The following is a 16,464-nucleotide window of genomic DNA, read 5'->3' as shown; positions in this document are numbered from 1 at the left end:
AATTCGCGGAATGCCGATGACTATCTTACGGGCGCGTATTACGCATTAATCCTACAAGAGAGTCGACGGTCATGGACAACACATCATCGATGCAAGCACCACATAAGCTGGGCTTTCTGCATCACATCAGGCTGGTTCCGCTGTTTTCCTCCATTCTCGGTGGCATCCTTTTACTGTTCGCGCTGAGCTCCGGTCTGGCGGGCTACTTTCTCATGCAGGCTGACCGCGATCAGCGGGATGTGACGGATGAGATCCAGGTCCGCATGGGATTATCGAACAGTTCGAACCACCTGCGTACCGCGCGAATCAACATGATTCATGCCGGCGCGGCGAGCCGAATTGCTGAAATGGATGACATGAAAGCCAACATTGCGGCGGCGGAAAAGCGTATTAAGCAGTCTGAAGAAGGGTTTACTATTTACATGGCGCGCAAGGTGAAAACCCCTGCGGATGAAGCGTTGGATGGCGAACTGGAGAGCAGTTTCAAAGCCTATATAGCGGGAATGCAACCGATGCTCAAGTACGCCAGAAACGGTATGTTTGAAGCGATCATCAACCACGAAAGCGAACACGCAAGACAACTGGATGCCAGTTACAATAAGGTCCTGTTGAAGGCGATTGAACTGCGCATGGCGCGGGCTAACCAGTTAAGCGAACAGGCTCATCAGCGCACCCAACTGGGCATGATATTCATGATTGGCGCTTTTGGTCTGGCACTGGTGCTGACGCTGATGACGTTTATTGTTCTGCGTCGTACCGTCATTCAGCCGTTGCAGCATGCCGCGCAGCGTATTGAGCAAATTGCCGCCGGTGATCTCACCATGCAGGATGAACCTACCGGGCGTAGCGAGATTGGGCGACTGAGCCGCCACCTGCAACAAATGCAGCGTTCGCTGGTGCAAACGGTCGGTTCGGTGCGTCAGGGGGCAGAAGAGATTTATCGCGGTACCAGCGAAATCTCGGCGGGCAATACCGATTTGTCGTCACGCACCGAAGAACAGGCGGCGGCGATCGAACAGACGGCGGCCAGCATGGAAGAGTTGACCGCGACGGTGAAGCAAAACGCCGATAACGCACACCACGCCAGCAAACTGGCGGAAGACGCGTCCGGCAAAGCCAGCCGTGGCGGGCAGATGGTTTCCGGCGTGGTCCAGACGATGGGCAATATTTCGACCAGTTCGAAGAAAATCTCTGAGATCACAGCGGTTATCAACAGCATCGCTTTCCAGACCAATATTCTGGCGCTGAACGCTGCGGTTGAAGCCGCGCGTGCCGGCGAGCAAGGACGTGGATTCGCCGTGGTCGCCAGTGAGGTCCGCACGCTGGCCAGCCGCAGTGCCCAGGCAGCGAAAGAGATTGAGGGGCTTATCAGCGAATCCGTCCGTCTCATCGATCAAGGTTCTGGTGAAGTGGTCGCGGCGGGGAACACGATGACCGACATCGTGGAGGCGGTAAAACGCGTCACCGATATCATGCTGGAAATCGCCGCGGCGTCGGACGAGCAGAGCCGCGGGATCGTGCAGGTCAGCCAGGCCATCTCTGAGATGGACAAAGTAACTCAGCAGAACGCTTCGCTGGTGGAAGAGGCCTCTGCGGCAGCGGCGTCGCTGGAAGAGCAGGCGGCACGACTGACGGAGGCGGTGGGGACGTTTCGCTTACAGGGTGGACCCACGAGCAAGCGCGTACCGACAACAAACACCCCCGTTCAGCCTCTGACACAGCCGGTTACCGATCACGGGGATAACTGGGAAACCTTCTAAGCGCCATTACCGGATGAGGCGAAAAGGCGTCTCATCCGGCCTGTTATAACGGCATCGATTTACGGATAGCGGCAATTAAGCGTTGCGCGCCGGAAGAGAGCGGTGAATCCACACGGGTGAGAATACCGATCGGCTCGCCTGCGCCCTGTGTGGGCACGGGTAGCGAAACCAGCGTCGCCTGGCGCAAATCCTCTTTCACCGCGCCAGAGGGCACAAACCAGACGTAGTTATAATCAACCGTTAACTGGCGCGACAGCGAGGCGGAGAGCGTCTCAATGCAGCCGGTTGGCATCTTACAGCCCTGGCTTTGCAACAGCGTCTCGGCATTTTGCCGTGGTACTGTGCCTTTGGGCGAAACAACCACGGGCCACTCCATCACGCGACTCAGCGTCACGTTTTCCTGCAATAGTGGGTGATTCGGACGCACGACCAGCTTTAATGACTCGAGAAACAGCAGCTCATAATTAAGGCCGCTCATCAATTCCGGATCGGACATCCGGCCAATGCCGATGTCGAGCTCGCCGGATTTCAGGCCCGCCAGCAGCATGGTATTGTTCATCGTTGCCACCTGCAGCGTGGTCTCTTTTTGCTGCTGATGAAACTGACCGATGACCGACGGAAGAATACCCAGCGCGGCGGTCGGTAGCGCGCCTATTCTTACCACATCATTGTTAAGACCTTCTTTACGGTTCAGCGCCTGCCCGGCGGTGTTGAGCGCATCTAGCACTTTCACCGCATGGGTTAAGAACTGCTCGCCAGGTAACGTCAGTTGCGCACCGAGCCGTCCGCGCTCAAAGAGGCGGGTGCCGGTCAGTTGCTCCAGTTCGTTAAGCGTTTTGGAAAGCGCAGGCTGGCTGAGGTTAAGGGTTTCGGCTGCGCGCCCCAGGGTTCCTTGTTGAGCGACAGCGACAAATGTATGAAGATGGCGCAATCGGATGCGCTGACTGAACAGACTATTTTTTTCCATAAGCGATGTTAAGAACAGAGCGATGCCGGTGACAAGTAAAGTTGTTTGTTTTTGATAACTTGATTGCAAAATATTATTAACATTTAACTTATTTAAGTAACAGCACTTTCTCTTCGGAGGCGAAAATGATCCATGTCGTAGGCCACCTGAATCCGGACAGTGACGCCATTTGCACCGCTTTTATGGCTGCCCGCTGGTTGAACATGCGCGGACGTCAGGCCTCGGCCTGGCGCCTGGGTGAAGCCAATCGCGAAACCCAATTTCTGTTTGAGCGTGCGGGGCTGGACATGCCGCCGTTACTGACGATGCCGCTGACAGACCTCGACGTCTGGCTGGTGGATTTCACCGAGCCAGCGCAGGGACCGGAAACCCTTATGGCGAGCAATATCGTGGGTATTATCGATCATCACCGTCTGGGTGGACTGGTGACCCGTTTGCCGCCAGAAGTGTGGATAAAGCCGGTGGGCAGCAGCGCCACGCTGCTATGGCAACTGATGAGCCCGGAGGACAGGGCGCAGATAACGTCTGCGCAGGCGTTATTACTATTGGGCGCAATATTGAGTGACACTGTCACGCTTCGCTCGCCAACTACCACGGCGGATGACCGTCAGGCCATTGAAGCACTGACAACGCGTGCCGGGGTTGAGCTGGCGGCGTTCAGCGCTGACCTGCTGAGTGCTAAAACCAGCGTCGAAGGATTAAGCGCCAGTGAACTGCTGCAAAAAGATATCAAGCGTTTCACCATCAAGGGTAAGCAGGTGAGCGTTGCGCAGATCGAACTGTATGCATTGAGCCAGGTCGCCGACGTGATGGATGCCCTGCGGCAAGAAATGGCCGATTATGCGACCCGCAGCGGGGCGGATTTGGTGGTGCTGATGTTGACGGATATCAACGCTGGCAATTCGCAACTCTGGTTTGCCGGCCCGCGCCAACTGGAACTGGCACAACCGGTGACGGTAGAGGGGATGTTGAGCCGCAAGAAACAGATGCTGCCGTGGCTCGAAAGCCATGTTGCGAAAATAGACCAGGCCTGACAAAACGGGCTGAGAGATTCAGCCCGTTCTCTTCATCAAACGTCGAAAAAGACGGTTTCGTTTTCTCCCTGCAGGTGAATATCGAAGATATAGACGATCTCGCTACCACGCTGTTCGCGGCGGGCAATCAGGGTCTGACGGCGAACTTCCCATTCGATCAGATTGAGCACCGGATCGCGCTGATTGGCTTCTTGCTCATCCGCAAAATAGAGACGGGTGTTCAGGCCAATGTTGATGCCGCGCGCGACGATCCACAGATTAACGTGGGGAGCCATCAGGCGGCCATCGCGTCCCACAACACAGCCCGGCTTAATGGTATCGAAACGCCACACGCCGCTGTCGAAGTCTGAACAGGTTCGTCCCCAGCCGCGAAAGTCCGCGTCGAGCGGCTTATCTTCCTGACGGTCAGCCGGATGGTTGTAGCGTCCATGGGCGTTGGCCTGCCAGATCTCCAGCAGCACATCGCGCAACGGCGTACCGGAACCATCAATCACCCGTCCCTCGATCACAATACGTTCGCCTTCGGTATGGCTATTGGTCAGCGTGGAGCTGAAGTTTTTCTCAAAGATGTGAAATCCAGCGGCGTCAGGCGCAAGCCCAATGTGCACATACGGTCCCGCCGTCTGCGAGGCGGTTTCCTGCAAATACTCTTTCATTGCGCGCCTCCCTGAGTGCGGTTTTCAAACAACGTAGCGCGCTGTCCGCGAAGTACGAGGTCAAAGCGATATGCCAGGCAGTCGAGCGGTACGGCGGCGTGGGTATCCAGTTCGGCAATCAATGTGCGGATCGCATCATCGTTATTGATAGTTTTCACAATTGGGCACTGTTTGATCAACGGGTCGCCTTCAAAATACATTTGCGTAATCAACCGTTGGGCAAAGGCCTCGCCGGAGAGTGAAAAGTGAATATGCGAGGGACGCCAGTCACTGACCTGATTGCGCCACGGGTAAGGGCCGGGTTTGATGGTACGGAAAAAGTAATAGCCGTTCTCATCGGTTAATACCCGTCCGCAGCCGCCAAAATTAGGATCAATCGGCGCGAGATACTGGTCTTTTTTATGACGATAGCGACCACCGGCATTGGCCTGCCAGACTTCGACCAGCGTATTTCTCATTGGGCGGCCAAAACCGTCGCGCACGTAACCGTGGACGATAATCCGTTCGCCAATCGGCAGGCCGTCTTTGGCGTAATTCATAATCAGGTCGTTATCCAGCGGGCCAAGATCGTTGTCGCTGAATACCGGCCCGGTGATCTCAGACAATGAATTCTGCAAAGAGATCAGCGCGTTGCGCGGCGAGCGCAGAACGCTGGTCTTATAGCCGGGGGCGAAGGCGGGCGGATGGCTGTTATAGTCGCGATGGATCACCTCGCGAGAGGACACTTTTTCACGCATAGCGGACTCCGGTACAGGGAAGAGATTTATTGTTTTATGATGACCTGAGGCAGTGTGTGTAAATGCGTTGTTAATTAAAAGTGAATTTATGTCGATTATTTCATAACCAGTGGCTATACGATGGCGCAAGGACTGATGCAGAGCGAATTCAGGTGAGATCACACTTTGTAAATTCTTCTCCCCAGAGTGAATGGTGTTTCCTACACTCCAGGTAACATTCACTGGAGGCATGACATTATGGCGAACACCATCACGGCAGATGAGATTCGGGAACATTTTTCGCAGGCAATGTCAGCAATGTACCAGCAGGAAGTTCCGCAATACGGCACGTTACTGGAACTTGTGGCTGACGTGAATCTGGCAGTTCTCGAAAATAACCCCACGCTGCATGAAAAACTGGCCAATGCAGATGAACTGGCGCGCCTCAACGTGGAGCGTCATGGCGCAATTCGTGTCGGAACGGCAGACGAACTGTCCACACTGCGACGCATGTTTGCGATCATGGGGATGTTTCCGGTCAGCTATTACGATCTCTCTCAGGCCGGGGTGCCGGTACATTCAACTGCATTTCGTCCCATTGACGATGCATCGCTGTCGCGAAATCCGTTTCGCGTCTTTACCTCCTTACTGCGACTTGAACTGATTGAAAACGCGTCGCTCCGCCAGCGTGCGGCGGAGATCCTCGCGCAGCGCGATATCTTTACGCCACGCTGTCGCGAACTGCTCGACGTCTGGGAGAGTCAGAAGGGGTTTAACGCGACGCAGGCTCGCGAGTTCGTGAAAGAAGCGCTGGAAACGTTTCGCTGGCATCGCCACGCCACCGTGGATGAAAAAACCTATCATGCACTGCATAACGAACATCGCCTGATCGCCGATGTGGTCTGTTTCCCGGGCTGTCACATTAATCATCTGACACCCAGAACGCTGGATATCGACCGGGTGCAGTCGATGATGCCGGAATGCGGCATTGAACCGAAAGTCCTTATCGAAGGCCCGCCGCGCCGTGAGGTGCCGATTCTGCTGCGCCAGACCAGCTTCAAAGCGCTGGAAGAACCGGTGCTGTTTGCGGGCGAAATGCAGGGGACACACACGGCCCGCTTCGGCGAGATTGAACAACGCGGCGTGGCGCTGACGATAAAAGGGCGTCAGCTATACGATGAATTACTGCGCCATGCCGGTACCGGGAAAGACAACCTGACGCATCAACTGCATTTGCAGGAGGTGTTTAACGCGTTTCCGGACAGCGAATTCCTGCTGCGCCAACAGGGACTGGCCTGGTTCCGCTATCGTCTGACGCCGTCAGGCGAAGCGCACCGCAATGCGATTCATCCTGGCGACGATCCGCAACCGCACATTGAACGTGGCTGGGTGCAGGCGCAGCCCATCACCTATGAAGATTTCCTGCCTGTCAGCGCGGCGGGGATTTTTCAGTCGAATCTCGGTAACGAAACGCAGGCGCGCAGTCATGGCAATGCCAGCCGCGAGGCCTTTGAACAGGCGCTGGGGTGTCCGGTGTTTGACGAGTTTGTGTTGTATCAGGAAGCGGAAGAACGCAGCAAACGGCGTTGCGGCCTGCTTTAATCCAGGTATCCTGTAGGGATCTGCGATTAACGGGTAAATATGGACATGATCAAACCTGGTATTCCACTGATTCAAACCGTACAGGGACAGCTAATGGGTGTCGTCCAGGACGACATCCACCTTTGGCGCGGTATTCCTTACGCCGCGCCACCAACGGGGAAATGGCGTTGGCGCGCGCCGCAGCCGGTTACTCCCTGGTCCGGGATTCGTGACGCCAATACCTTCTCCAGCGCCAGTTGGCAGGACATTGAGTACTGCAAAGAGTTGGGCGGCGGCGATCCCGGCGCATTTTCTGAAGACTGTCTCTATCTCAACGTCTGGTCTCCGGCGGAACGTCATCAGCCGCTTCCGGTGATGGTCTGGCTGCACGGCGGCGGCTACACCATTGGCGCGGGTAGTCTGCCGCCTTATGACGGCGTTGAGCTGGCAAAGCGCAACGTGGTTGTCGTGACCGTCAACTATCGTCTCGGTCACCTCGGCTTTTTTGCTCATCCGGCACTGGAAGGCGAAGAGAGCGAGGCTCTCAATAACTTTGCTTTGCTCGACCAGATAGCGGCGCTGCGCTGGGTACAGGAAAACATCGCTGCGTTCGGCGGCGATCCGCAAAACGTGACGCTGTTTGGTGAGTCGGCCGGGGCGCGCAGCGTACTCTCGCTGCTGGCTTCGCCGCGCGGAAAAGGGTTGTTTCATAAAGCGATTGTGCAGAGCGGCTACACGTTGCCGGACACGCCTCGTGAAATCGCGCTGGAAAACGGCGTTGCGCTGGCTGAACACTTTGGTTTGCAGAATGCAACGGCGGAACAGCTACGCGCGATTCCGGCCGAGGCCTTCTGGCCGTTGGGCGCACCGTACAAAATTGCGCCAACACCTGTCTCTGGCGATGCGGTACTGCCGGAGCCGATGCTGGACGTCTTTTTCGCCGCCAGACAGCACCCGATGCCGGTGATGATTGGTTCTAACAGCGATGAAGCCAGCGTGATGGCGGTTTTCGGCGTCGATCTTGCCGAACAAATTCAGAAACTGCGTCGTGAACGCAGGCTGGGACTCGGCCTGATTAAGCTACTGTATCCGGGCGTGAAGGGCGATGAAGAACTGGGACGGCAGGTGTGTCGGGATATGGCGTTTACGGCATTAGGCTACGTGGTGATGCAGGCGCAACAGCGGGTCGGCGAGCCTTGCTGGCGGTACTGGTTTGATTACGTTGCGGAATCGGAGCATCACACCTATGCCAACGGCGCCTGGCATGGCAACGAAGTGCCTTACGTGTTTAATACTCTAACGCTCGCTGAACCTTCACGAAATTATGTGAACGAAAACGATCTCGCCTTTGCTGTCCACGTTGCGGATTACTGGGTCAATTTTGCCCGTCATGCCAGTCGGAGTTGCGATGTTCTACACGGACCGGTCCGTTGGCCGGCCTGTATTCAGGGCCGCGATCGGTTGTTACGTATTGGGCTGAATAAGTTTGCTGGTTTTAAGGTGGAGAACCGGTTTATGCGGGCGCGACTTGCGCTCTTTAAACGGGTGATGACCCAGCACGTCAGTCTCGACTAGCTTTGCAAAAGTTGAAAGTTTGCGCGGGGAACTTTACGTGGAAATCAGGCTGTTCCCATCGACACAAAATATTTTCCATTTTGTTCAGATAATCTGCGGCCAACAATTGGATTATTAATCAATTTTGTCTAGAGTGAGCGGTCAGAATTATGCATCTTCTTGCCGCTGTCGAGCGCCAGCGCGGGACCCTTCACATGACCAGAAGGATTTACTTTCAGGTATGAATCGCAGACGATTTATTAAAGGTTCAATGGCAATGGCCGCCGTGTGCGGTACCAGTGGTATTGCATCACTTTTCACCCGTGCCGCGTATGCGGCGGAATCCGACATTGCGGACGGACAAACCGTCCGCTTTGATTTTTCCGTGCTGCAGTCCATGGCGCACGATCTTGCGCAGAAACCGTGGGGCGGTGCGCCGCGCGCATTGCCCAATACGCTGGCGAATCTGACGCCGCAGGCCTACAACAGCATTCAGTATGATGCCGCGCAATCGCTGTGGAACAACGTCGAAGGCCGTCAGCTGGACGCGCAGTTCTTCCACGTTGGGATGGGCTTCCGTCGTCGCGTGCGCATGTTCTCCGTCGATTCCAGCACCCATCTGGCGCGGGAGATTCACTTCCGCCCGGAACTGTTTAAATACAATGATGCCGGCGTTGATACCAGACAACTGGAAGGGCAAACCGATCTCGGCTTTGCCGGTTTTCGCGTCTTCAAAGCGCCTGAGCTGGCACGACGCGACGTGGTTTCTTTCCTCGGTGCAAGTTATTTCCGCGCCGTCGATGATACCTATCAGTACGGGCTTTCCGCGCGTGGTCTGGCGATAGACACCTACACCGACACCAAAGAAGAGTTCCCGGACTTCACCGCCTTCTGGTTCGATACGGTGAAACCCGGCGCCACCACCTTTACCGTGTACGCGCTGCTGGACAGTCCGAGCATCACCGGTGCCTATAAGTTTGTGATTCACTGTGAGAAGAGCCAGGTGATCATGGACGTTGAAAACCGTTTGTATGCTCGCAAAGACATCAAACAGTTGGGCATCGCGCCGATGACCAGCATGTTCAGCTGCGGCAATAACGAACGACGCATGTGCGATACCATTCATCCGCAAATCCATGACTCCGATCGTCTGGCAATGTGGCGGGGCAACGGCGAGTGGATTTGCCGCCCACTGAATAACCCGCAAAAGCTGCAATTCAACGCCTATACCGATAACAACCCGAAAGGATTCGGCCTGCTGCAACTGGATCGTGATTTCTCCCACTATCAGGACATCATGGGCTGGTACAACAAGCGCCCAAGCCTGTGGGTGGAACCTCGTAACAAGTGGGGCAAAGGCACCATCGGGCTGATGGAGATCCCGACAACCGGCGAAACGCTGGATAACGTGGTCTGCTTCTGGCAGCCGGAAAAAGCCATCGAAGCGGGTGATGAGCTGGAATATAAATACCGTCTGTACTGGAGCGCACAGCCGCCGGTCCGTTCGCCACTGGCGCGCGTGATGGCCACCCGCACCGGTATGGGCGGATTCCCGGAGGGCTGGGCGCCGGGCGAGCACTATCCAGAGAAATGGGCGCGACGTTTTGCAGTCGATTTCGTCGGTGGCGATCTGAAAGCGGCCGCACCGAAAGGCATTGAGCCGGTGATTACGCTGTCCAGCGGCGAAGCGAAGCAGATTGAAATTCTCTACGTTGAGCCGTTTGACGGTTACCGCATCCAGTTTGACTGGTATCCCACGTCAGACTCGACCGAACCGGTGGACATGCGTATGTTCCTGCGCTGCCAGGGCGACGCGATCAGTGAAACCTGGCTGTACCAGTATTTCCCGCCGGCGCCGGATAAACGGACCTACGTCGACGATCGCGTGATGCGTTAATCTGCGCCAACGCCCTTCGAAATGCGAAGGGCGTCAACAGCCAGGCATGCGAAATATCTGTTCAGGAATTAAACACGATCCTGTTCGCATTTTTCCCTAAGTCAAATGGGTAAGCTGATGGAGTGTATTTCTTATACACATGGTTTATCACTAACAGGGAGAGCGTATGTTTCCAGAATACAGAGATCTGATTTCCCGACTGAAATCCGAGAATCCTCGCTTTTTGTCGCTTTTTGAAAAGCATAACAACCTTGATCATGAAATTGCCAGGCTGGAAGGTTCCGATGGTCGGGGATACAATCTCGAAGTCGTTCGGCTGAAAAAACAGAAGCTTCAACTGAAGGACGATATGCTCAAAATACTGCAGAAAGAAAGTGTTGACGCGGGATAATCCGCATTTATGAGCCGCCAGCCCTGGCGGCTTGAGAGAGATGACAAACCTTATCCTGATACCGGATAAGAAGAGATCACCTCATTAAAAATCAGGAAAATCAATTTATTGATTTTCGGCTGATAATTACAGAGAAGGAAAAACCACGCTTTTTCCTTCTCTGTCAGCAATCTAAGCCGCCAGCCCTGGCGGCTTTTTTGTGCCTGAAACTCAGCGATGTGGTAAAACCAGGTGGCATCCCGCGTGGGTATAACGCTGAACAATATCATCCGCTAACGCGCTGTCGCTGATAATCGTTTTAATGCAAGAGAGCGTGGCGACGGCATGGGGTTCCACCGCATCAAACTTTGAATGATCGGCCATCAGTATCACTTCTCGTGAACGCTGAATAATCCGCGTCTTCACGCCGACTTCAAACAGGGTGGCGTTAGTGATCCCCGTGGCCAGCGACAGCGCATCGCAGGAGATAAAGGCCCGTTCCACTGAAAACGCATTGAGCATCTCCAGCGCCAGGCTTTCACCTACCGAAAAGTAACCCGGACGAATAAGCCCGCCGATAATGTAACTTTCGACGTGCGGAAAACAGCCCAGTTCATTGGCGATTTTGATGTCGTTGCAGATGACCTTCACACGTGCATCGGCCAGACATTTCGCCAGTTCGAGGCAGGTCGAGCCGGAATCGAGAAAGAAACAGTCACCGTCTTTGATCATCGTGCGGGCAAGGGCAGCAATCTCTTTTTTTGCCTCGGATTGCAGTGTCCGCTTAACCTCAAAGACATACTCTTTGTCGTCCATACTGTCGTCGAAATCCAGACAGCCATGACCGCGAGTCATACCGGGATACTGGCTGGCGATATACTGGAAATCGCGACGGACGGTCGCCTCCGCATAACCAAACAGTTCCATGGCCTGTTGGGTGGAGAGATGACGATGTTGCCACAGATAGTGCAGCATCTGTTTGATACGGTCAGGGCGCTGTTGGCTCATCGAAGCAATCTCCTCTTACAGTCCTGCAAACCGGGATAACGTGGTGTGATAATTCTCTGATGAGAACAGTGCACGCCCCACGACAAGATGTTGTGCGCCCGCCGTCGCCAGGTGTTGTGCCGCAGAAAGCGTAATGCCGCCATCGGCCCAGCACACGGCTTGTGGAAAATACTCACGCACCTGGCGGACTTTGGCGCACAGGGTGGGAATAAACTGTTGTCCGACCCCGTCTGGTTCGCTGGTCATCACCATTAGCGCATCCAGTTGCGAGGCCAGATAGCGATACCCGTCAATTGGTGTGGCGGGATTCACCGCCAGCCCGGCTTTTGCGCCGATTTCGCGAATTTCTGCCAGCGTCTCAGAAGGGTATGCCAGCGCTTCGGCATGAACAAAAATCCATGCCGGTTTGATCTCCGCCAGGATGGGAAACCAACTCTGCGGGCGGGCAATCATGAAATGAAACGAAAGGGGATGCGTCGTCTGTTGGGCGACAGCCTGTACGGTTTTGAGGCCAAAGGTGATGTTGTTAATAAAGCTGCTGTCTTCGATATCCAGATGCAGTGAGCCGATATCGGCATCGGCCAGCGCGCTCAACGTCGCCCCGTAGTGCAGTGGATCTGCCGATGCGAGAGAAGGGTGCAGAATCATTATCGCCTCCGTTAACCGCTAATCTGCGCGAACAGCGCGGCGTCGGTTTGCGCGTGTCGGACTGCCGCGAGTCGTTCAGGCGAATCGATAAACTGGCTGATGCGCTGGATGGTGAGGATATGCGCATTGGCATCCGTCGCGCTGACGCACAGCAGCAGCCAGACCGGATCACACTCTTCATGCCCAAAAGCAACGGGCGTTTTTAACGTCGTGATGCTGACCTGATTATGGTTAGCGCCTTGTTCGGGCCGCGCATGAGGCAAGGCGATGCCGGGGGCAATGACATAGTACGGCCCCCAGTTCAGGGTGTTGTCGATAATACCGTCCACATAGTCTGGTTGCGCCGCGCCAAAGGTAATCAGTGGGCGAGCAGCGATTTCGACGGCCTGACGCCAGTCCCTGGCCTCTCGCTGTGCCTGTACCCACTTAACATCGTTAATCATCAGTCGTTGACTCCTTGCCGGTTAGGGTTACTCTGATAGCGATCCCCGTCGAGACTTTTGACGAAGGCGGCAGGGATCGCTGTTCTACCGGGGGTAAGCGCGCTGCTTATCCCCTTTTTTATTGCCGTATGTGATGCACTTTTTCCATAAAACGACTGACCCGCGCCTGATCGACAAAGTTGGCGAACACGCCGTCCTTTTTAAAGGTGGTGGCGGTTACGCAACCGTCGGCGATGCTCAGTTGCTCCTCGACGTTTTCCAGACACACCCCGGTATTCGCCAGCACCACGGTATCCGGTACCGTTTCTTTGACCCGCTTCAGTAGGGCGCTGTCGGTGCGTGCGCCCGCCGTCAGACCAGAGACGCAAAGGGCGTCAGGATGGTTGTTAAAGACCGTGGATTTGGCAATGGAACAAATATCGCGATTACCCAGATACACCGCCGCTTCAGGCACAATGTTGAACAGCGTTTTGACTTCACCTGCGCCGATGCGGTGCTGATGACGAATGGTCTCGCCGACGTTCGTGTCCCAGACCCCGAAGTCGCTGGCGTAGGCACCGGTAAAAATCTCGCGAATGAATTTTGCGCCCGTCGCCATTGCCAGATCGAATGATGCGACCGGATCCCACAACACATTGACGCCAAACGGAATGCGGATTTCGCTCATCAACTGCCCAATCACCCTCGCCATTGCTGCCGTGGTTTCCGGGCGAACCTTCGTGAGATAGGGAAGACTAAACTCGTTGGAAAACATGACGGCATCCACGCCGCCATTCTGTAGCGCCAGCAGATCGTCCCGGGCGCGGTCGATAACCCAGTTCATCCCTTTCTGTGCATCAAAGCTCGGGTCGCCGGGCAATGCACGCAAATGGCACATGGCAATGACGGCTTTTTCCGTTCCAATAACCTCTTTCAGCCAACTCATGAAGGTACTCCTTATTCCGATAGTTCACGTTTACGTAAGAACAGCACGACGCTGGCGACGATACCCACCGCCACGACGACGCCAATAATGCCAAGCGACATCAGCTCCGAGATTGACCAGCCAAACATGTTGCCCACGGACAGCGCGGAGATTTGCGCATTTTCACCGGCAAAACTAAAGCCGCCCTTAAGCGCCATGTCGGTGAAATACGGGGCAAACTGCGTGGCAATCAACAGGACGGTGACCATGACAATCACGCCGCTGATCAAGGTACGAATCAGGTCGCCGCGATGGATCACCGTCGCCATACAGATAAAGAACGGTGCGACGGGCAGATCGGCAAGCGGCAGCACTTTGTTGCCGGGTAAGATGCTGGCCAGAATCAGCATGATGGGGATCAGCAGCAGACCAACGGCAATCGTGGTGGGATGGCCCAGCGTGACGGCGGTATCCAGACCGATATACACCTCGCGCCCCTTGAAATATTTCTGGAAAAATTTCCGTGCGCCGTCGGAGATGGGGAGCAACCCTTCAACAATCAGGCGGATCATGCGCGGGAACAGCACCATAATCGCCGCGACGGTAATCATCAGGCTGGCGCATCCTTTAAAACCTTCACCTGCAGCGAGGCCAAAGATCAGGCCGAGCACGACGCCGATAATGACCGGATCGCCCACCATCCCGTAGCGTTTCTGGATCTCCTGGGCATCGATGTTGCGTCCCTTCATGAACGGGATTTTTTCGTAGATAGCATCCAGCAGAACGAACAGCGGTACGGAACTCGAACCATAACCTTGCGGGATCGAGATCCCCTCCAGACCGACAATGCTTTGCACGCGTTTTGCCGTCCAGTCGGCCATTTTTAGCGACAGCGCCGCGTGGCAAATGGCCCCCAGCACGCCATAAATCAGGCTACCGGTCATTAACTGGACCACGGTGCCGGTAATGGCGTAGTGCCAGTAGTTATAGATATCGACGTTCATGGTTTTGGTCAGACGAGTGACCAGCATCGCAACGTTGAGCAGAAAAATGATCGGGATAATCATTGCGCCAATGGCGGTGGCGTACCCGACGCCGGAAGCCGGCCCTGCGCCGACGTCAAACACATGCAGGGTCAGGCCGAAGCGTTCAATCATCACTTTGATGGGCGGGCTGAGGCTGTCGATCGCCATCACGATCACCAGTCCCATCCCGACAAAACCAATCCCTACCGTCACCCCGGCCTTGATCGCCTGCAGCCAGGGAATACGGAAGATCAACCCAATCACAATCATGATGATGGGGACAAAAACAGTACCGCCGAGAGACAGGATGTAGTCAAACATAGTGCCTCCTTGTTATTGCGTTAACAGTGCCTTGATTTCTTGTTTTAAGGCGTCGTCGTTAATTCCCGTTAGCAGGGCCGCGCCGTTTAACGTGGGAACACCGTAATCGTTGTTGGTGCGCATGGAGGTCACAATCAGGTCCATGCCGTTACAGTTCAGCGGGATCTCATTAAGACAGCACTGGGCGGTGCTTGCCGCAATGCCTTGCTCGGCAAGGAACTCCTGCAACTTGTGTGCAATCATGGTTGACGTCGACATGCCGGTACCGCATGCCACAAGGATCTTTTTCATAATGGATTTGCCTCTTGTGTAGTGCCTGAATCAGGCTCAACGGGAAAGTGCCCGGCTGGCAGGCCAGCCAGGGCGGTCAATAAGCGAATGCAGTCAGTCAAATCACGCAGACTGGCGACTTCCGCCGGAGAATGGGTATAACGACAAGGGATGGAAAGGCTGGCGCAGGGAATGCCGTCCTGCTCAACCTGGATATAACCGGTTTCAGTGATGACGCCAGGCGCCACTTCGCGCTGCACGGGAATATGGTGCGCAAGAGCCGTTTGCTCGAGCATCTGGATCAGCCGTGGTGGTGTAATTAATCCCGCCAGCGTGCCACGACCGTGGTAGTTCAGACAGGTGATGCCAACGCCCTGATTGACGCGAACCTCTGAGTAGTCCTGCAGATCCGGCGTATCGCAGGACGGCGTGATATCAATACCGATTGCAAGATCTGGTTTAACGCGACGTAAAACCGGGACAATGCCGCGGATGTTGAACTCTTCCTGCACCGAGGCCACCAGATACACCGCGATATCCAGCGACGCCGCACCGATGGCATCCGCGACGCCCAGTAGCGCGGTACATCCCAGACGATCGTCCAGCGCTTTGCTACACACCAGGTCGTTCGCCAGCAGTTGCGGCGGGTTATACAGCGTAACCGGTGTGCCAACCTGAATGCCCATCCGCTGGGCGTCGGCTTTATCTTTCGCGCCAATATCAATCCACAGTTTATCGACGGAAGGCGACTGCGTGCGTTCATCCCCCTTTGCGAAGTGGTACGCCTTAATGCCGATGCATCCCATCACCGGGCCGTTATCCCCGGCAAGCGTGACCATCGAGCCGGACATGGTGACCTGCGCCGGGCCGCCCACGCGTTCGAAGCGCAAAAAACCCGACGGCTCAATTTTGCGCACCATAAAGCCGACTTCATCCATATGGGCAAACATCATCAGGCGCAAGGCGTTTGGGTTATCACTGCCGTAGCGGGCGACGACATTTCCTAAGCGATCGCGCCAGACCTCTTTTGCCTGACGTGAAAATTCGCGTAGCATGACCTCAGCGACGCTGTTTTCATGCCCAGAAACCGCATTGAGATGCAAAAGCGAGAACAGTGTTTCCTGCACAGAAAATGACATAAGTATCTCCGTAGACGATAAAACAATCACTCGTTGAGCGTTTTATAGGCGCTGGCTGGGCGAATAATTGTGAGCTGCTTCACGTGGAAATAGCGAAAGCTGAGGAAATAAAAAATAATGTGAGGTGAGTGGAATAAAAACGCTCAATGCTGATGAAAGTCTGAACGTGGG

16 protein-coding genes are annotated in these 16,464 nt (G+C 55.2%); 6 read left to right on the top strand and 10 right to left on the bottom strand.

The window, feature by feature from the left end:
- The first annotated feature begins 71 nt into the window (after positions 1-71).
- On the top strand, positions 72-1,760 hold the full coding sequence (locus tag KI228_RS11305; RefSeq protein ID WP_044257852.1) for a methyl-accepting chemotaxis protein: 1,689 nt from the start codon (positions 72-74) through the stop codon (positions 1,758-1,760).
- A 43-nt stretch (positions 1,761-1,803) separates the two neighbouring features.
- On the opposite strand, the gene KI228_RS11300 is transcribed toward KI228_RS11305, so the two are convergent.
- Positions 1,804-2,727, bottom strand: coding sequence for a LysR substrate-binding domain-containing protein (locus KI228_RS11300; protein ID WP_043000621.1), 924 nt, complete (start codon positions 2,725-2,727; stop codon positions 1,804-1,806).
- Positions 2,728-2,852: 125 nt separating this feature from the next.
- Here KI228_RS11300 and KI228_RS11295 point away from each other — a divergent pair, with 125 nt between their 5' ends.
- Entirely contained in the window at positions 2,853-3,761 is a 909-nt protein-coding gene (locus tag KI228_RS11295) for a manganese-dependent inorganic pyrophosphatase (protein ID WP_061070088.1), read from the top strand.
- A 35-nt stretch (positions 3,762-3,796) separates the two neighbouring features.
- Here KI228_RS11295 and pcaG read toward each other — a convergent pair whose 3' ends face one another.
- Together pcaG and pcaH are read right to left on the bottom strand one after the other, a co-directional pair.
- The gene (gene pcaG, locus KI228_RS11290) at positions 3,797-4,417 is read right to left on the bottom strand and encodes a protocatechuate 3,4-dioxygenase subunit alpha (RefSeq protein WP_044257855.1); all 621 of its coding nucleotides are present in this window, start codon (positions 4,415-4,417) and stop codon (positions 3,797-3,799) included.
- Entirely contained in the window at positions 4,414-5,154 is a 741-nt protein-coding gene (gene pcaH / locus KI228_RS11285) for a protocatechuate 3,4-dioxygenase subunit beta (protein ID WP_043000624.1), read from the bottom strand. The genes pcaG and pcaH overlap by 4 nt, the downstream gene beginning before the upstream one ends.
- A 237-nt stretch (positions 5,155-5,391) precedes the next feature.
- Between pcaH and hglS the strand changes: the two genes are divergently transcribed.
- The 4 genes from hglS to KI228_RS11265 all read left to right on the top strand — a co-directional run bounded on the left by hglS (position 5,392) and on the right by KI228_RS11265 (position 10,556).
- On the top strand, positions 5,392-6,735 hold the full coding sequence (gene hglS / locus KI228_RS11280) for a 2-oxoadipate dioxygenase/decarboxylase HglS (protein ID WP_044257856.1): 1,344 nt from the start codon (positions 5,392-5,394) through the stop codon (positions 6,733-6,735).
- 45 nt (positions 6,736-6,780) lie between these two features.
- A complete protein-coding gene (locus KI228_RS11275) occupies positions 6,781-8,289 on the top strand; it encodes a carboxylesterase/lipase family protein (RefSeq protein WP_061070680.1) in 1,509 nt (502 codons plus the stop codon).
- Between the two features lie 220 nt (positions 8,290-8,509).
- On the top strand, positions 8,510-10,165 hold the full coding sequence (locus KI228_RS11270; RefSeq protein ID WP_044327040.1) for a glucan biosynthesis protein D: 1,656 nt from the start codon (positions 8,510-8,512) through the stop codon (positions 10,163-10,165).
- A gap of 166 nt (positions 10,166-10,331) precedes the next feature.
- Positions 10,332-10,556 carry an HP1242/YdcH family protein gene (locus KI228_RS11265; RefSeq protein WP_042318909.1) on the top strand — a complete coding sequence of 75 codons (225 nt, stop codon included), beginning with the start codon at positions 10,332-10,334 and terminating at the stop codon, positions 10,554-10,556.
- Positions 10,557-10,766: 210 nt separating this feature from the next.
- Here KI228_RS11265 and KI228_RS11260 read toward each other — a convergent pair whose 3' ends face one another.
- From KI228_RS11260 to KI228_RS11230, 7 genes are all read right to left on the bottom strand, one after another.
- On the bottom strand, positions 10,767-11,543 hold the full coding sequence (locus KI228_RS11260; protein ID WP_043000627.1) for a DeoR/GlpR family DNA-binding transcription regulator: 777 nt from the start codon (positions 11,541-11,543) through the stop codon (positions 10,767-10,769).
- 15 nt (positions 11,544-11,558) lie between these two features.
- Positions 11,559-12,191 carry a ribulose-phosphate 3 epimerase family protein gene (locus tag KI228_RS11255; RefSeq protein WP_043000628.1) on the bottom strand — a complete coding sequence of 211 codons (633 nt, stop codon included), beginning with the start codon at positions 12,189-12,191 and terminating at the stop codon, positions 11,559-11,561.
- Positions 12,192-12,202: 11 nt separating this feature from the next.
- Positions 12,203-12,634, bottom strand: a complete 432-nt coding sequence (gene sgcA / locus KI228_RS11250; protein ID WP_061070089.1) for an SgcA family PTS sugar transporter subunit IIA — start codon at positions 12,632-12,634, stop codon at positions 12,203-12,205.
- 118 nt (positions 12,635-12,752) lie between these two features.
- Complete coding sequence (gene sgcQ, locus KI228_RS11245) at positions 12,753-13,559, bottom strand: BtpA family protein SgcQ (protein WP_044267104.1); 807 nt, start codon at positions 13,557-13,559, stop codon at positions 12,753-12,755.
- A gap of 11 nt (positions 13,560-13,570) precedes the next feature.
- A complete protein-coding gene (gene sgcC / locus KI228_RS11240; RefSeq protein WP_043000630.1) occupies positions 13,571-14,884 on the bottom strand; it encodes a PTS sugar transporter subunit IIC SgcC in 1,314 nt (437 codons plus the stop codon).
- Positions 14,885-14,896: 12 nt separating this feature from the next.
- Positions 14,897-15,175 (bottom strand): PTS sugar transporter subunit IIB SgcB, encoded by a 279-nt coding sequence (sgcB, locus tag KI228_RS11235; RefSeq protein WP_086512595.1) that lies wholly within the window; start codon positions 15,173-15,175, stop codon positions 14,897-14,899.
- Positions 15,172-16,293, bottom strand: coding sequence for a M42 family metallopeptidase (locus tag KI228_RS11230; protein ID WP_044257863.1), 1,122 nt, complete (start codon positions 16,291-16,293; stop codon positions 15,172-15,174). Before KI228_RS11230 ends, sgcB begins: the two co-directional genes overlap by 4 nt.
- Between the last annotated feature and the right edge of the window lie 171 nt (positions 16,294-16,464).

Source organism: Citrobacter amalonaticus, assembly GCF_018323885.1.
GTDB lineage: Bacteria > Pseudomonadota > Gammaproteobacteria > Enterobacterales > Enterobacteriaceae > Citrobacter_A > Citrobacter_A amalonaticus.
Note: the sequence above shows the minus strand (reverse complement) of the source record. Positions and strands in the feature narration are given on the sequence as shown.

Coding starts and splice junctions, on each gene's coding strand:
- KI228_RS11305 (WP_044257852.1), top strand. CDS start 72: ATGGACAACACATCATCGATGCAAGCACCACATAAGCTGGGCTTTCTG.
- pcaH (WP_043000624.1), bottom strand. CDS start 5,154: ATGCGTGAAAAAGTGTCCTCTCGCGAGGTGATCCATCGCGACTATAAC.
- KI228_RS11255 (WP_043000628.1), bottom strand. CDS start 12,191: ATGATTCTGCACCCTTCTCTCGCATCGGCAGATCCACTGCACTACGGG.
- pcaG (WP_044257855.1), bottom strand. CDS start 4,417: ATGAAAGAGTATTTGCAGGAAACCGCCTCGCAGACGGCGGGACCGTAT.
- sgcA (WP_061070089.1), bottom strand. CDS start 12,634: ATGATTAACGATGTTAAGTGGGTACAGGCACAGCGAGAGGCCAGGGAC.
- KI228_RS11270 (WP_044327040.1), top strand. CDS start 8,510: ATGAATCGCAGACGATTTATTAAAGGTTCAATGGCAATGGCCGCCGTG.
- sgcQ (WP_044267104.1), bottom strand. CDS start 13,559: ATGAGTTGGCTGAAAGAGGTTATTGGAACGGAAAAAGCCGTCATTGCC.
- KI228_RS11265 (WP_042318909.1), top strand. CDS start 10,332: ATGTTTCCAGAATACAGAGATCTGATTTCCCGACTGAAATCCGAGAAT.
- KI228_RS11230 (WP_044257863.1), bottom strand. CDS start 16,293: ATGTCATTTTCTGTGCAGGAAACACTGTTCTCGCTTTTGCATCTCAAT.
- KI228_RS11275 (WP_061070680.1), top strand. CDS start 6,781: ATGATCAAACCTGGTATTCCACTGATTCAAACCGTACAGGGACAGCTA.
- hglS (WP_044257856.1), top strand. CDS start 5,392: ATGGCGAACACCATCACGGCAGATGAGATTCGGGAACATTTTTCGCAG.
- KI228_RS11295 (WP_061070088.1), top strand. CDS start 2,853: ATGATCCATGTCGTAGGCCACCTGAATCCGGACAGTGACGCCATTTGC.
- KI228_RS11300 (WP_043000621.1), bottom strand. CDS start 2,727: ATGGAAAAAAATAGTCTGTTCAGTCAGCGCATCCGATTGCGCCATCTT.
- sgcC (WP_043000630.1), bottom strand. CDS start 14,884: ATGTTTGACTACATCCTGTCTCTCGGCGGTACTGTTTTTGTCCCCATC.
- KI228_RS11260 (WP_043000627.1), bottom strand. CDS start 11,543: ATGAGCCAACAGCGCCCTGACCGTATCAAACAGATGCTGCACTATCTG.
- sgcB (WP_086512595.1), bottom strand. CDS start 15,175: ATGAAAAAGATCCTTGTGGCATGCGGTACCGGCATGTCGACGTCAACC.